Raw genomic sequence first — 17409 nt, forward strand, 5'->3', positions numbered from 1 at the left:
AAAACATTCACCCTTTCAAGTGGTAAGTACACGATTAAACTCTACGGGGGTAGAGCCTGCTTACAGCCTGGGCGCAATGGTGAATGTTTTGAACCCGGTGATATGATTTTTCGCGGCTCTCATAATGTTAATGTCAATATTGTGAAGCCTGGCGTTGTTTCCTTACCGGCTACTAATACCTCAGGAAGTTTCACTGTTAGCTGGAAGTCACCAACAACAAAACCAAGTCGATATATCTTGTGGGAGCGCAAGGATGGGGGTTCTTGGAGCAGTCCCTACCATGGGAGCTCAAATTCGAAGGCGCTGACTGGGCGCACAACAGGAAAATATGAGTATCGGGTTCAAGCGTGTTTTAGCGGTTGTAGTTATTATACTTATTCCAGCGCGATCACAGTTGTAAGAACACCTGCGTCTATTAGCACTCCTTCATCTAGCACTAACGGAAGTGTAAAAATCTCCTGGCAAGCAGTTTCCGGTGCCGCTAAATATGTTTTACAGGAACAGAAAAATGGCGGCTCGTGGAGCGGAATTTACACTGGTACGCTCACTAGTAAAACCTTTAGTGGGCGTGGAACAGGCACCTACAGGTATCGAGTAGCAGCCGTTGAGGGCAGCTTGACAGGCTCGTTTAAAAGTTCTGGTGATGTCATTGTTTCCCGTGCACCAGCAGTACCGTCGAATTTTGTAGTGCCAGGTGCTAGCTCTAATGGAAACTATAGGGTTAGTTGGGGTGCCGTTTCAGGGGCAACAAAGTACTTATTGGAGCAGACAGGCAGTACTTCTGGAAGTTGGAGTCTTTCATCGACCAGTAAGACATTCACTTATAGTAAAAACAGTAGTTACTCTTACCGGGTAAAGGCTTGCAGTACTTATAAGAATGTCGATTCCTGTAGTGCTTGGACGAGTAAAAAAGACATTACTGTACGATTTTCTGAGCTAGTTGTTCAGTCTGTTTCTAAGACTGGTGTAGTTACTTTGCTATTTAACACTGACTGGCCAAAAGCGCAGCGGTGTACTTTAAGGCGAGGTTTTGCAGTTGTTAGCAATACAAACTATGGTCCAGGTGAGGTTTTTCGTGAAACGTTAAATGTCAGTGGTACTTACCACTATCAATACAATTGCGATGTTTGCTTGCAGGGGGCATTTCCTAACTGCTCTGAGCCTGATGAGGCAGGGTCTGCCTCGGTGTCAGTTACTGTAGTGATTGCACCCAACCAGACCACGCTCTCTATAGGGAGTTCACAATCTTATGATGGCACCGTAAGTCTGACTTCCAATAGCTCTGGCCCCATTGAGAAAGTGCATTGGCAGAAACGTAAAGCCGGTAGCAGCTGGCCTGCGGATAATAGTTACAGCACAGCAACTAGCAGTACCTTTTTTGTCACCAGCCTCGCCGATGGCAGCTGGGAGCTTCGTAGTAAAAACTGCAATTCTTCCGGCTGCAGTGCCAGCTGGAGCTCCCCTGTCGCTGTTACTGTCCGGAACCAACCGGTACCCACGGCCCCGGCGCTGGATGCCATAGGCAATAGTGTTACCGGTTCACTTAAACTGAACTGGAGTGATCGTTCCAGCCAGCAGGTTTACAAGTACAAACTTTACGAGAACGGTAAGTTCCTTAAAGAGCTCACAACCAGCTCTGCCAAGCCCGCGCCTCTCACCGGTACCACGCTCAAGCGCGATGACGGCAGCTACAGCTACTACTTGATAGCTTGTAATTTGCGTACCTGTTCCGCGGCCGGCAGTGCCCAATCTGTCATCGTCGCCAAAACCCCAGGTGCGCCCAAATCTCCTAACCTATCGGCAAGTTTCTCGCGTTCCGGTGAGGTTGATCTCACTTGGGGGAGTGCCAGCGGTACGGTCGTGCGCTATGAAATTATTGCCGGTACCGCATCTTCTGCAGAGGGGCCGGTAAGTTGGGGTAAAGCCGCCCCAATTAAGCACACAGATCTCAAGCATTTGAGCAAAACGCTGTCGCTGGATAACGGCTTTTTTGCCTATCAGGTCCGTGCCTGCAACCAGGTATCGAGTTTCAGTAGCTGCTCAAATACGGTTGCCACAGATATTGTTCAGGTTGACCAAACTCCGCCACCGGTAACGGTGGAGGTGCCTCCCTATAAGGCCACAACACTGTCTACTACCGACCCTCGTGTGTTGGCTTCCGATCGTGTCGGCATATTGCCGGGGGAGTTCCGCGTGACTGAATCTGGCGCGGCGACTTATACCATTCCGCTCCAGGTGGGTCCTTCATCCGGTGGCAGTACACCGGCGCTCAGTGTGACATACAGCAGTTCCGGTAATAACGGCCCTCTAGGAGTTGGCTGGGGTATCAGTGGGCTGTCCGTTATCACTGCCTGTCGCAGAACGTTTGAAGAAGACGGTGCTAATGGCAGTGCCTTCGATCGGTTCTGTTTGGATGGCCAGCGTTTGAAGCTCGTGTCTGGTCAGTATGGCAGCCTCGGCAGTGAGTACCGTACAAGTGTGGATAGCTTCGTGCGTGTACGGTTGGTCTCGAGTGCCACTGGCAGTGGCCAAGGCTTTGAAGTGTACCGTAAGGATGGCTCTGTCTCTTATTACGGTATGAACGCAGATGCGCAGCAGGAGAAGACCTGGTATTTAAATACCCAAGAGGACAGTGTTGGTAACCGTATCGAATACAGCTACCTGAAAGACACCGCACTCGGTGAACACCTGATTGAAGCGGTCGATTACTCCGCGAATGGTCACTATACAGCGCTGAATCGGATTCAGTTCCACTACGATACAAATCGTAGCGATAAACGCTATGGCTACCTCTTCGGGCAGAAGACCGCAGCAACCCGCCGACTCACCGCCATTACTTCCAGTGCGGACTCGGTGGAATTACGCCGCTACAACTTCAGTTACCAGAAAAGCGCTACAGGACGTTTGCTCCTGGAAGAGGTTGAGGAGTGTGTCCAGGGTAACTGTCGCAGACCCACGATATTTACCTATGCCCAGTCCGCTGGGGCAGGCATGGTGAGCGCTGCAGCCAACCCCAATATCTTCCACTCAGGTTATGAGGGAGGTAAATATGGGGATATCAATGGCGACGGTCTCACAGACCTGGTGTTTATCCGTTACGACGGCAGTCATGGGAAACGGTATATTCGCGTTGCCTTGGGCACTGTCGGGGGTGAGTTGTCGCTGCAATCTGGACAGATGCGCATTCGCGCCAATGAGCGTAGGGAATGGCACTTGCTGGATTACAACAATGATGGCAAGGACGACCTACTACATGCGCCGATAGACGACACCGGCACTCACTGGGCCGTGAATTTATCCAATGGCAGCGGGTTTAGTAGCACCGATATCCCCACAGCAATTAGCTATCAAAAGGATCAGTTGGGCCAAATGCACGACTTTAATGCCGACGGCCTACCCGACTTTGTGCGCTTTACACGGGGCTTTTCCACCCACTCTAGCAGCCAGTCCCCTCAAATAATGATCCGGGAGTTGCAGCGCAGTAATAGTAGTGGAGCATTATCATTTGTGAGCAAAGATTCTACGCGATCTTTGTTCCTTCCTACCGTTACCCCGCCCGGGGGAATTGATGGTCTATACAATAAAAGCACCGCTATAAAACTCCGCGGTGAAGATATCGTTGCTGATTTTAATGGCGATGGTATTGCAGACCTGACCGCGATTATGTCAACGAACTGGGTATGCACAGAACTTCCTATAGATTGCTATAACGGCATTAGGTCAAGAACAGACTATCACTTTGTTGTGCTTATGTCGGATAGTGGAGGGCGGCATAGCAGTGTTTTCTCGAGCAGACTACCCGATGGGAACGAGGGTGACTCTGTGCAACATAGGGTGGGGGACCTCAATGGTGACGGTCTGCCTGATTTACTTTTCCGCTTAAATGCAAATATAGCCTGGGGTGCGCACTATTTTAACGGAGAAAAATTTGTCTCCGCAGGTTTCCTGCCTAAGCAAGTAGATGACGATATCCAGTTGTACGACTGGGATATGGATGGCCTGGTGGACATTCTTTACCCCAATGCCAACGACAAAGAAAACAATGAATACCAGTATCTCTATGTACTGCCCAATCAATCCAATGGCTTTGGTAGTCCTATCGATACTGGCCTGTTGTTAGGCGCCGATGCCAATGATCATAGCCACTTGGTGATGGATTTGACCGGTGATGGTCGCCCTGAAATTGTTGAGAACTGTGCGAACCGCGATGAGCAAGAAAATCACTGCGATGACATGCGCAATCGCTCAGGTTTCTTTAGTGGTCTAGGTGCTACAGATAAATATGTGCGTGTGTTCAAGCCCAAGCATACGGATAAACCGGTGGATGTGCTTGAGTCTGTAGAGAATGGCTTCGGGGTAAAAACAGAAATCCGTTACGCGCGCCTGAATGATAACAGTGCGAATGTTTACACCCGTAAGAAGGGCTCCTTTAAGCTGAACTACGGACGCGGCTCGCCGGTATTTGATTTGTACTCACCGATGTACGTGGTGCAAAAAGTAATCTCCGATGCACCGGCGGCCAATGACAATAACAATACGGTCGAGGCCCATTACCACTACGCCGGCGCGCGTATGCAGAGTGGTGGGCGAGGTTTCCTCGGTTTTGAGTCGGTCACTACTTATGACCCGCAAAATGAGGTGAAGACCACTACCCACTACCGTCAGGATTATCCCTTCATCGGTATGCCCTCACAGACGGCCAAGGTGATTGAGTCCAATGCCAGTAATATCAAAACCCCGGCTACCTGTGAGGGTAGTGGGCTCACCCTGATCAGCTGCTCTATTAACACCTTGGAATCCATAGCACCGGTATCGGGCAAAACGGTAATGCCCTATATCCGTCAGGCAGAGGATAAATCCTACAGCCTGAGCGGGAGTTATCTGGGTAAGGTGGTAACAACCACCAACTACACCGCAGCCAATGATATTCACTATGGCAACGTCAGCTCGGTAACGGTGAAGCACTATGATGCTTCTAATAACTTAGTGCAGAGCAAAACCACAAGTAATACCTACGACAATGTGGTGAACAGTGATCGCTGGCACTTGGCGCGCTTGCGTGAGAGTAGTGTTACTACCCAGAGGTATGGAGCCCTGGCGGCACCGCAAATCCAGCGAACCGCGCATTTCGATTACGATAACCTGACTGGCCTATTAACCGATGAATGGGTAGCTAAAGGTAGCGCACAAGAGTTACATACCCATTATGAACACGACCGCTTCGGCAATCGCGTTGCATCCACGGTAACCAATGCACAGGGCGAAAGCCGTACCGGTCGCACGGGTTTTGACGGCTATGGCCGCTACGCATTAAATCGGGTGAACGGACTTAAACAGACCGCCGAACAAGCTCTGGAGATGGACCCCTTCGGCCAGCCACAGCGCGTGCTGGATATCAGCGGTGTGGAAACGCATTACGCCTATTCCCCATTCGGCAATCGCTATTTTGAACACCACGAGACCGGCAGCCATGCTACTACCTTGAGTACACTCTGTGCTGATAGCGGCGGCTGCCCCACAATAGCCGGAGTGCCGTCTCACTTTAAAGTGACCACTAGCGGGATAGAGCAGGCCAAGAGCGTGACGTACCACGATCGCCTGGGCCGAGAGATTCGCAAACAAACTCAGGATTTTCTGGGTAATTCAGTGTTTGTCGATACCCAGTACGATGAGCAGTCCCGCGTTAAAAGGGTCTCCGAACCTTATAGCAGCGGCGGCTCTCCACGCTGGACTACATACTCCTACGATATTCTCGGGCGCACCACCAAAGTGGATGCTCCCAGTGGCCAGTGCGATAGTACGATTACCTTTAATGGTCTGACGAAAACTATTAAGAACTGTGCTCAGCAAGCCAAGGTTACCCAGAAGAATGTCCTCGGTGAGTTGGCTCAGGTTACCGATAATATCGGCGGTAAACTGCAATACAGCTACTATGCCGATGGCAACCTCAAACAGGTGCGCACCCTAAATAGCGGCGGCGGTGAAACATCGGCAACTTTTATTGAGTACGATAATCTCGGCCGCAAGACCCGTATGGTAGATCCGGATAAGGGCACCTGGACTTACGGTTACACAGGATTTGGTGAGCTGGCCTGGCAGAAGGACGCAAAGGGGCAGGGCACCGCCATGAGCTATGATGCCCTCGGCCGCATGGTGACTCGCGCAGACTACACCAGCTTCGACAGTAACAGCCAAACGGGCACCCTGCAGAACTTCAGCCGCTGGTACTATGACCAGGACCCCGGCTGTGACTCCAAATACCGTTTCGATGGAAAGTTGGTCGCTGTAGCCCAGGCCCCTGTCGCTATTGCTGCAGGCTGCAATGCCAATATGGAGGATGTCAGCTACCTCAAGTTGCTGCACTACGATATCTACGGTCGTCTGGGCGAGACTACCACCGTGCTCGGCGTACTGGATGGCGAAGGGGACTTTTATGAAAAAGTTACCTACGACCAATACAGCCGCGTCAGCCGCAGCTTCGATGCCAGTAACCAGCAAGTAGGTAAGGATAATAAAGACTATTTGCGCGGTGTAGAAACGGTATACAACCCATTTGGTTTTAAAGTGGGTGTGCGTGATGTAACCGCCCCCGCAGATAGTGGTTATTATTACCGGGTTAAGCGCATGAACCTGCGCGGCCAGGTGGAAGAAGTATTGCTCGGCAATGGCCTCACCACCACTTATGCTTACGATCCACAACATCACCGCCTCACCAGAATCCTCACCGATATCAATCCCGGTGTTGGTCAGGTGCAGAATCTGCATTACGACTGGAATGCCATCGGCAACCTGCTCTCTAAAACCGACCTCAGTGGCGATGGTAGTTACAGCAAGGACCTGCAGGAACGTTTTGAGTACGACGGCCTCAACCGCCTGCGCTATGCGCGCCTCTATCAAGCCGGCAGTCAAGCTGCCACCCAGGAGGTGCGCTACGATGATGCCGGCAATATCACCTATAAAACGGGCGTTGGTAGCTATGAGTACAGTGGCCCACGCCCTCATGCCGTAACCAAAGCCGGCAATACCAGCTATCACTACGACGACAACGGCAATATGAGTAGCGACTCAGGCAGTCGTACGCTGGATTACACCGTCTTTGATAAACCCAGCCTGATTAGTAAAGGCGGCCATGATACGCGCTTCTCTTACGGCCCGGACCGCAGCCGTTTCAAGCGGGTGGATGACAACGGCAAAGGCACAGTGGCCACCTTGCAGATCGGCAGCATCGAGAAAGTGATTGAGCGCAGCACCTCCGGTGCTTTTATAAAGAGCTTTTATCGCCGCAATATTGCAGGGGTTGCTATCGAGCGTATCGAGCTGAATGCATCCGATGAAATTGCCGGTACCAGCACCCAGTATTTACACAAAGACCTCCAGGGTTCCCTGGATGTGATTACCGATAGCACCGGTCAGGTTGCCAAAGATACTGCGGGCAACAAGCTGGTTTACAGCTTTGATGCCTGGGGCAAACGCCGCAATGCACTGAGCTGGGAACAAATTGCCGGCGCGCCTGCAAATACGGTTAGCGCCCTCAGTGTGGGAGCCTTTAATCACCTGAGTAGCAACCGCGGTTATACCGGTCATGAAATGCTGGATGAGGTGGGCCTAATCCATATGAATGGACGAGTCTACGACCCAACCCTGGCCCGTTTTGTCTCTGCGGACCCAATGATTGATGGGGTCACCTCGGTTCAGGGCTACAACCGCTACGCCTATGTGCACAATAATCCGCTGACTTATACGGATCCATCTGGGTACAGTTCCTGGAATAAGTTTAGAGATGCTTTCATTAATAGCCGCGATATTCATCGCTATATGGCCGGCAAGCCATTCTTGAATGCAATTGCACAAGTTGCCATTTGTGTAGCTTCTAATGCTGGTTGTCCGGCGGCATTAGCCATGTACAACGCAAATCAAACCTATCAACTAACAGGAGATATAGGGTTAGCTTTCCGCAATGGTGTCTTTGCAGCAGTTTCAGCGGCAGCCTTCTCCGGCATGCCCAGAGGATGGAGTCCGACTAATATTGCAATCCGTGGAGTAACCGGAGGTATATTGGCAAAACTGGGTGGTGGAAAATTTGCGCACGGTTTTGTCTCGGCGGGAGTTGGTGGTGGATTTGGGAAAAATACGCATGTAGCCGTTAAGATGGTGGTTTCAGGGCTGGTATCTGAGGCCACTGGTGGCAAGTTTATTAATGGAGCTGCGACTGCTGCGTTTTCGACGATAATGACTTCAATAGCCAAAATGAATTTACATAATGGCAGTGGTAAAACTAGTGATGATTTGATGTCTGAAGCTGAGATATTAAAAGCTTTAGAAGAAATGAGAGGATATGAGGAGTTTGCAGCTATTGAAGAAAAAGCTGGAAAGTTCAATTTAAAAATTGATCATACAGTTCGGAGTAGTGAGTTTGATCCAAAAACAAATACCATAACCATTAAACCTAGTGATTTGAATAGCGAATATGGTGCGACCCCTCCACCCGGATTTGAGGAAAGTTTGGAACACTTATCTTTTGAAGAGTGGGATAGGGCAATAGAGAATTACCCCAAATGGCATCGTTTTAGTATTCAAAGAATTCTATTTCACGAGGCTCTCCATTCTTTACAGCCAGCGTCAGGATTAAAGTACGCGCTTAATCCAGCAAAATATGAAATTCCAGTAATTGAAAGGACAAATGAATTTATGTACAAACATTTTAATGAGCCATATCGAAAAGATCATACTACTGTCAGGTGGTGATATGAGGTGGATTATAATTTGTTTATTTAATTTAATTTGGAGCCTATCTTGTGCCGCCTCAACTTGTGACATTGAAAAGGTGAGAAAATATTTCGAGGTTACTGTTTATTTGTCAGAGCCGATCCCAGTCGATACTATCGAGCTAAAAGAATCGGTTGAAAACGAAAAAGGTGTCTTTTTGCCTTTTGGAAACCTTAATTCTGAGTGGTTGGCTTTAAAGAATAAATACAAAGAGGGCGATTGTTTTGTTTATTTCAAAACCCCCCAGCTAAGCTGGAAGGCTTTACATGGCAGGGAAGGATATTTACTTGTCCGCCAAGGTGAGCCTATTTCAGCTTTGATAATAAAAATGAATTAGTGAGCATTTTGAGGGCCTAGCGGGCTATTGCCTAGTCTCCATTTGAACAATTGGGGGCAGAGTTTTGAACACCCTGATAGATCTTTCTATCGGGGTTCTGTTTTATCTTTATTCCATCCTGATTGAGTCTAATGCCAGGCCTTATATCTGAGGAGCCTAATAATTCTGTCTATAGACAATTGAAGTAGTATTACAAAGATTTACAGGAAAGCTTTGAGTACGACGGCCTCAATCGCCTGCGCTACGCACGCCTCTATCAGGCCGGCAGCCAAACTGCCACCCAGGAGGTTCGCTATGATGATGCCGGTAATATCACCTATAAAACAGGCGTTGGTAGCTATGAGTACAATGGCCCACGCTCCCATGCGGTAACCAAAGCCGGTAATACCAGTGGAGAACTAAGATTGTGTCACTATCGAAAACTAAATTAATTTTCTTGAGCTACCTCTTTCTAGCTTCTTGCATGTCACTAAATGTGATGCCTGTCAGCGAAAAGCCAAATATACAAATGCTGAATAGGGGGGTTGAGTGGAAGATTCGAAGAGCTATTTCACCGAAAATGCTTTACCCTAAAACTGAGTTTGATAAAGGCCAAGAAGGTTGGGTGCTTGTTCGAGGAGATATAAGTAAGCAAGGAATTGCGAATAATCTTAATGTGGTAGATTTCAGCCCGAGCGCTGCATTTAATTCAGCTGCAATAAGATATCTAAGGGGCTCCCAGTTTGAACCCTATAAGCAGAAAGGTAAGGCCTCTATTCTTAAGGATTATTACTTTCTAATAATTTTTGAGTTAGGTGAAGAGCATCCTAGATATAAAGGATAGAGAGGAAAGCTAGATCTTTATTTTGTCCCTAGTGATAAAGAGGAGATTGAATTCCCTACGCTTAAATAACACTTTCTATCTAACGGAACCACTACTTAATAGCCTCGGCAAAGTACTTGTTGGGGTTCTGCTTTTAAGATATATCCCCCTTTTCGAACTCAGTAATAAGTTTTGAGTTTCATAATTTTGCCAAAAACCGATCTTTGTGGCGATCACAGCTATAGCTAGGACTTGCTAAAGAGCATTGAATAGAATGGCTTCAATTGCCTGTGCCAAGCATGCCTCTATCAGACTTGTATTCAAACTGTTACCCAAGAGATGCGCTACTATGATGCCAGCAATACTAGCTATCAGTGCGACAACAGCGGCAGCATGAGTGGCGACTTGGGCAGCCGTAAGCGGTATTTGATAAACCCAGCCTAGTCACTTAGGGCAGCCACGATACGCGCTTCACCTACGGCCCGGACCGCGGCCGCTTCAAGCGCGTGGACGACAACGGCAAAGGCACTGTGACCACCTTGCAGATCGGCAGTGTAGTGAAAGTGATCGAGCGTAGCACCTGCTGTGCAACTATCAAGAGTTTCTTTCGCCGTAATATCACAGGGATTGCTATCAAGTGTATCGAGCTGAATGCATCCGATGAAGCCGCCAGTATATAGAATGAGCGCAAAGATCCCTAAGGCTCCTTGAATCTCATCACCGATCGTTCAGGCAGGTTGACAAAGATACTGCTGGTAACAAACTTGTTTAAAGATTTGATGGCCCAAACGGGTACCAGAATACACTGATTAGGAAGTTGAAAAGATTTAATTTCCGTATTTATGAAGATGAACAGCTTCACTCTGTATAGCAACTTCCTTATCTCCCATATTGAGATTGCTCATGCTTGTTTGAGAAAAGATTACACATAAGAAACAAGGCTGTGTAATTTGAATTGAAGCGAAAACTTAAATTAACTTCATAAAAGGAAATGTTATGTCATTACCAAAAGATATAGAGGAGATGGGAGCCGCTGTTCACCCTGTTGGTGATTTTGATTTGCACTATCAAAATCCAAAGCCCCATGAAAATGGTAGCCGTTCTATTTTGACGATGAATGTATCGGTATATCTTGAGCTCGGTTATCAGTCTAAGCACGATAAAATAGTACATGGATATTGCAGTAAAAACGATATACAACAAAGAAATACTGATGGCAGCCAGATTTATTATAAGGATAATCCTAGTGCGGATAAGGTGCTGAGTACCTTTTACAAAGCGCGTGCAGAGACTGCTGCAGTGATAGCAAAAGATTATTTTGTTGATCAGTGGTTAAAAGGAAAGACACTTCAAGAAAATAAGAAGATGTTCCCCTCTGTGCAAAAAGATGAGCAAGACGATGGTTATCACTATGATGTTACATGTTACTACACTCCGGATACTACCTATGTAGTATTTCATTGTCATCCGCCGAAAGATATCAAAGTGAAGCTTTAGTTAGAGTTTAGGTGAATTACTGATTTAGGTAATGAAGCTTTATGATTAACCTTCCAGGCTAGATAATTTGGTCTTCAAGGGAACATTTGCTTCTCTTGGAGACTAAAACATAGTTTTTACTAAAAGAATTGCATAGTATTTTTCAGGGTTCTATTTGTCAGCGATGTTTATCTTTAGGGTATGCGCAGCATTTCCGATTTAGATGATTTTCGATTGAGTATGGAAATTGCCGGTGCGTTGGCGAATATAGTTAGCGCCCTCTGCGTGGGAGTCTGTAATCCCCCAAATTGCAATCGCAGTAATATCGGTCATTAAATGCTGGATAAGGCAGACCCTTTCCCTATAAATGAACAGATCTACAATCCAACCCCGGCCCACCTTGCAACTGCAGACTCAATTTGCTCTACTTGATACGCCGCTGCCTGCGGCTCACCTACTTTGAATAACAATAATGTGTAATCGGAGAAATTCGATGAAGGAAGAAGTAGCTGTTACCCCGGAAGAAGACAATTTCGCAGATGCCATCGCCGCTGTAGCTCTGGTCGCTATCTTTGTTGCAACCTGTATTTTCTGGGTTGCTACCCGCTGACCCATATGATGTCCCGACCCGGAGCCGAGCCGTACCGGGTACTTCTCCGTAAATCCCCCTCTATGACTCACAGCAATACCTTCCATAGGGCTATCTGCTTGGGCTGAAATCTATTTATGCAGAAATTTGAGTGATCAAGCGGGCGAACTGCCCGCTTTTGCTGAGAGAATTCTAGCTGGGGGAGAGCTTTAGCCCATATTGCCCAGTACGGTCTTTACGATCAGTATCAGGGTTAAGACAAACAAAATGGTGAAGACAATTCCGGCGACAACAAAGTGCATCATGCTGCCGCTTTGAAAGTCCTTCTCTCGGTTCTTGTTGCTCTGAACTCCAATGGCCCCTGCCAAAGTGCTTAGTACAATCTGGCCTAGTCCGGGCTTCCTTGCTCGTTTCTTATTATTTTCCTGCATGGGGGGATCCTCACTCTTCGAGATTTGGGCGCAGCCAGCGCTCCAGTTCCTGTTCACTAATTCCTTTGCGCTTGGCCAGGCTTTGCAGCTGGTCCCGACCGATTTTACCGACATTAAAGTATTTGGCCTGCGGGTGGGCGAAGTACCAGCCGCTGACTGCGGCCGCTGGCATCATGGCGAAATGCTCGGTCAGGCTGACCCCGGCACTTTCTTCGGCGTTCAATAAACTGAACAAAGTCGCCTTTTCTGAGTGGTCCGGGCAGGCGGGATAGCCGGGCGCCGGGCGGATACCCTGATAGGCTTCTTTGATTAGCTGCTCATTGCTCAACTCTTCGTCTGCCGCATAGCCCCAGTATTCCTTGCGTACTTGGCGGTGCAGGGTTTCAGCAAAAGATTCTGCCAGTCGGTCCGCCAGGGCCTTCACCATAATTGCGTTATAGTCATCGTGCTTGGCTTCGTAGTTCTGTGCCAGTTCGTCGGCGCCAATGCCAGTGGTAACTGCGAAGCCGCCGACATAATCGATATAGCCGGAATCCAGAGGAGCAACAAAATCTGCCAGTGAACGGCACAGACCATCGCCGCCCATCTTTTGTACCTGTTGGCGAATATGATGTAAACGCGCCAGTTCATCACTGCGCGCTTCATCTTTGTACACAATGATATCGTCGCCGATGCTATTGGCGGGCCACAAACCGAACACAGCGCGGGCGCGCAGCTGCTTTTTGGCAATCATCTCTTTCAGCAGGCGCTGGGCATTGTGGTAGAGATCGCTGGCAGCCTCGCCGACCACTTCATCCTTGAGGATAGCCGGATACTTGCCCGCCAGATCCCAGGATAAAAAGAAGGGTGTCCAATCAAGCGTATCGAGGAGGTTTTCCAGTGGAAAATCTTCGATAACGGTAATTCCCAGTTTTTTGGGTTTTACGGGTTGGTAATTTTGCCAGTCGAATTCAGGGGCGTTATCTCGGGCTTCCGCATAGGTCAGCCGGGTGTCGTTGCGCTTTCTATTGGCGGTGCGGGTGCGCACCTTTTCATATTCCGCGCGGACCTTTTCAACAAAGGCGGGGCGCAGTTCATCGGAAATCAAGCTGCTGGCCACCCCCACAGCGCGCGAGGCATCGGCCACATACACTACCTGATTGCGATTGAATTGGGGATCAATCTTTACTGCGGTGTGTGCCTTGGAAGTGGTGGCACCGCCAATCAGCAGGGGGATATCGAACTTCTGGCGTTCCATTTCTGCGGCGACATGCACCATCTCATCAAGGGAGGGGGTGATTAAACCGGATAGGCCGATAATGTCACAATTCTTTTCCCGGGCGGTTTGCAGAATAGTTTCTGCGGCCACCATCACGCCGAGGTCGATTACCTCGTAATTGTTACAGGCCAGCACCACCCCGACGATATTCTTGCCGATATCGTGCACATCGCCTTTTACCGTGGCCATAAGGATACGGCCGTTGGGCCGGCTGTCCTCGGTTTTTTCCGCTTCGATAAACGGTTGTAAATAGGCGACGGCCTGCTTCATCACCCGTGCCGATTTCACCACCTGGGGCAGGAACATCTTGCCCTCGCCAAACAGGTCGCCAACGATATTCATACCGTCCATCAGCGGACCTTCGATCACATCCAGGGGGCGGCTGCTATTGGCGCGGGCCTCTTCTGTGTCTGCCTCGATATAGTTGTTGATTCCTTTTACTAAGGAGTGCGCCAGACGTTCTTTGACCGGCAGCTCACGCCAGCTGAGGTCTTCCTTGCGCGCAGTGCCGCCGCCTTCACCCATATATTTGGGGGCGATATCCAACAGGGCTTCGGTGGCTTCGTCATTGCGATTGAGGATGACGTCTTCCACCTTTTCCCGCAATTCTTCAGGCAGCTCGTCATAGACTGCCAGCTGACCGGCGTTGACGATGCCCATATTCAGGCCGGCCTTGATGGCGTGGAATAGGAATACCGAGTGAACGGCCTCGCGCACCGGGTTGTTGCCGCGGAAAGAGAAGGAAACGTTGGAGACACCACCGCTGATTTGAGCACCCGGCAGGTTCTCACGAATCCAACGGCAGGCCTCAATAAAGTCCACCGCGTAGTTGTTGTGCTCTTCAATGCCAGTAGCGACGGCGAAAATATTAGGATCGAAAATAATATCGGTGGGATCGAAACCAACTTCTTCTACCAATACCTCATAACTGCGCTTACAGATTTCGATTTTGCGCTCAAAGGTATCCGCTTGACCTTGCTCATCAAAGGCCATCACCACTACGGCGGCACCATAGCGCAGGCACAGTTGCGCCTTCTCAATAAACTCCTCTTTGCCTTCCTTGAGGCTGATGGAGTTCACGATGGGTTTACCTTGGATGCACTGCAACCCGGCCTCAATCACCTCCCATTTGGAGGAGTCCACCATAAAGGGCACCTTAGCGATGTCGGGCTCGGTGGCTGCCAGGTTGAGAAAACGGCGCATGGCGGCGTGTGCATCGAGCATCGCCTCATCCATATTGAAATCAATCACCTGCGCGCCATCTTCCACCTGTGCGGCGGCGACCTGCAGGGCGGTATCGTAATCCTCTTCCAGAATCAGTCGCTTGAAACGGGCGGAGCCGGTCACATTACAGCGCTCGCCCACATTGACGAAGAGGGCGCTTTCGTCGGCCACAAAAGGCTCCAAACCGGAAAGGCGTAAAGCCGGTTTGATCTCGGGCAACTGGCGTGGAGGGATATCGGATACCACCTCTGCAATGGCGCGGATGTGTTCTGGAGTGGTGCCGCAGCAACCGCCGAGAATATTGATAAAACCACTGCGGGCAAATTCTGCCACGATCGCCGCGGTTTGCTCCGGGGTTTCGTCGTATTCGCCAAACTCATTGGGCAGGCCGGCATTGGGGTGCGCGGAAACATAAGTGGCACAGGCGCCAGATAAAGCCTCTACATAGGGGCGCAGTTCGGTGGCCCCTAGGGCACAGTTAAGGCCAACGGAGATGGGCTTGGCGTGTGCGATGGAGTAGTAAAACGCCTCGGTAGTCTGGCCGGAGAGGGTGCGGCCGGAGGCGTCAGTAATGGTGCCGGAGATCATAATTGGCAATTCGAAGCCCAGCTCCTCAAACAGCTTCTGCATGGCGTAAATGGCCGCCTTGGCATTGAGCGTGTCGAAGATGGTTTCAATCAGGATCAGGTCACTGCCGCCCTCGATCAGGGCGCGGCCGGCTTCCACATAATTGTGTACCAGCTCATTGAAAGTCACATTGCGCGCACCCGGGTCGTTGACATCCGGGGAAATACTGGCGGTACGTGAGGTAGGGCCAATCACTCCGGCCACCCAGCGGGGGCGCTCTGGGGTGGAGAGGGCATCCGCCGCGCGGCGGGCCACTTCTGCTGAGGTTCGATTCAGCTCTACTACAAGATGTTCCATGTCGTAATCAGACTGGGACAGCTCAGTCGCATTAAAAGTATTGGTCTCGATAATGTCGGCGCCAGCTTCCAGGTATTGCCGGTGGATCTGTTCGATCAGGTAGGGACGAGTAATGCTTAAAAGGTCGTTATTACCTTTCAGATCCTTATGGAAGTCAGCAAAGCGGGCGCCGCGGTAATCTTCTTCCTGTAATTTTTCCCGCTGAATCATGGTTCCCATAGCGCCGTCGAGAATCAGGATGCGCTGAGCGAGCGCGGCTTTGAGTTGCTCCAGGCGTTGATTACGGGACAGCGCAGACATTGACCAATCCTTAATTGTCTATGGCGGGAAAGGCATCAATCTTAGCACACGGATACTTGTCAATAGGGGCTAAATTGATGGGCAAAAAATACTACGACACAATAACCGGTAAATTTTTACTAACGGCGTGCAATTTCTATCTATAGTTTGGCCTTCACTAGACATAAAAACTCAGGAGAGGGCCTGGCTCGCCAATGGTACAAAAGGTTGTACCAAGTGAAAGTCTGGCTCAGTGAAGGAGATACATCGTGCAATCAATGGATAAGAACCGCCGGGTTGTATTGGCTTCCCGGCCCGAAGGGGCACCGAGCGAAGACAATTTTAGTATTGAGGAGTTGGGGGTGCCCGAACCTGCTCGGGGTGAGGTGTTGTTACGAACGGTTTTTCTCTCCCTGGACCCCTATATGCGCGGCCGCATGAGTGATGCCAAATCGTACGCAGAGCCGGTACCCCTGGGGGGCGTTATGGTGGGTGGCACAGTCAGCCGGGTGCTTGTGTCACACCTGGATGATTTCGAAGAGGGAGACTGGGTGCTTGGTTATTGCGGATGGCAGGATTATGCAATCTCAGATGGTGAAGGATTGGTGAATCTTGGTAAAAATCCCAGCCACCCCTCCTATGCACTCGGTGTTTTGGGTATGCCGGGTATTACCGCCTATTACGGGCTGCTGGAAATTGGCCAGCCAAAAGCAGGGGACACTCTGGTTGTCGCTGCAGCTACTGGCCCTGTGGGCTCCACTGTAGGGCAGATTGGTAAAATTCAGGGGTGCCGGGTAGTTGGTATTGCCGGTGGAGCAGAAAAATGCCGCTACGCGGTAGAGGAGTTGGGCTTTGATATCTGTCTCAACCACCGAGCAGAGGAGTTTCCCGAGCAGTTGGAGGAGGCCTGTCCAGACGGTGTGGATGTGTATTTCGAAAATGTGGGCGGAGATGTATTTGATGCGGTTTTACCGCTTCTCAATGACTTTGCCCGGGTTCCCGTGTGTGGGCTGGTTGCTCACTACAACGCTACGTCACTGCCCGAGGGTCCGGATCGCCTGAGCTTGTTGATGCGTGAAATCCTTACCAAGCGCCTTAAAATCCAAGGATTTATTATTTTTGATCAATATGAGCGCTTCGGCGATTTTATTATTGGTTTGAGTCACTGGGTTGGCGAGGGTCGCATCAAATACCGTGAGGATCTGGTTGAGGGGTTGGAAAAAGCGCCCCGCGCCCTGATGGGGTTATTACAGGGGGAGAATTTTGGCAAAGTCGTGGTGCGCTTGGGTACCGACGATTAATTGCAGAACTGCATCAATAACA

The 17409-nt window shown here is 49.8% G+C and carries 9 protein-coding genes; 6 read left to right on the top strand and 3 right to left on the bottom strand.

Annotated features, from left to right (window positions below; genetic code table 11):
- Positions 1-615 precede the first annotated feature (615 nt).
- Complete coding sequence (locus ACJJJA_RS10490; protein WP_444904526.1) at positions 616-8745, top strand: RHS repeat-associated core domain-containing protein; 8130 nt, start codon at positions 616-618, stop codon at positions 8743-8745.
- Between the two features lies 1 nt (position 8746).
- On the top strand, positions 8747-9103 hold the full coding sequence (locus tag ACJJJA_RS10495; RefSeq protein WP_444904527.1) for a hypothetical protein: 357 nt from the start codon (positions 8747-8749) through the stop codon (positions 9101-9103).
- Between the two features lie 200 nt (positions 9104-9303).
- Here the strand turns inward: ACJJJA_RS10495 and ACJJJA_RS10500 are convergent, their stop codons facing one another.
- Positions 9304-9468: a hypothetical protein gene (locus tag ACJJJA_RS10500; RefSeq protein WP_444904528.1), complete on the bottom strand. Its 165-nt coding sequence runs from the start codon at positions 9466-9468 to the stop codon at positions 9304-9306.
- Positions 9469-9509: 41 nt separating this feature from the next.
- Between ACJJJA_RS10500 and ACJJJA_RS10505 the strand changes: the two genes are divergently transcribed.
- The 3 genes from ACJJJA_RS10505 (at position 9510) to ACJJJA_RS10515 (ending at position 11402) form a co-directional block, all read left to right on the top strand.
- The gene (locus ACJJJA_RS10505; RefSeq protein ID WP_444904529.1) at positions 9510-9926 is read left to right on the top strand and encodes a TonB family protein; all 417 of its coding nucleotides are present in this window, start codon (positions 9510-9512) and stop codon (positions 9924-9926) included.
- 509 nt (positions 9927-10435) lie between these two features.
- On the top strand, positions 10436-10585 hold the full coding sequence (locus tag ACJJJA_RS10510) for a hypothetical protein (protein ID WP_444904530.1): 150 nt from the start codon (positions 10436-10438) through the stop codon (positions 10583-10585).
- A gap of 316 nt (positions 10586-10901) precedes the next feature.
- Entirely contained in the window at positions 10902-11402 is a 501-nt protein-coding gene (locus tag ACJJJA_RS10515) for a hypothetical protein (protein ID WP_444904531.1), read from the top strand.
- A gap of 777 nt (positions 11403-12179) precedes the next feature.
- Here ACJJJA_RS10515 and ACJJJA_RS10520 read toward each other — a convergent pair.
- Positions 12180-12401 carry a DUF2970 domain-containing protein gene (locus ACJJJA_RS10520; protein WP_252085595.1) on the bottom strand — a complete coding sequence of 74 codons (222 nt, stop codon included), beginning with the start codon at positions 12399-12401 and terminating at the stop codon, positions 12180-12182.
- A 10-nt stretch (positions 12402-12411) separates the two neighbouring features.
- Positions 12412-16107, bottom strand: a complete 3696-nt coding sequence (gene metH, locus ACJJJA_RS10525; protein ID WP_444904532.1) for a methionine synthase — start codon at positions 16105-16107, stop codon at positions 12412-12414.
- A gap of 257 nt (positions 16108-16364) precedes the next feature.
- Between metH and curA the strand changes: the two genes are divergently transcribed.
- The gene (gene curA / locus ACJJJA_RS10530; protein ID WP_252085986.1) at positions 16365-17387 is read left to right on the top strand and encodes an NADPH-dependent curcumin/dihydrocurcumin reductase; all 1023 of its coding nucleotides are present in this window, start codon (positions 16365-16367) and stop codon (positions 17385-17387) included.
- Positions 17388-17409: the final 22 nt, after the last annotated feature.

The organism is Microbulbifer mixtoriginis (SeqCode) (assembly GCF_052466865.1).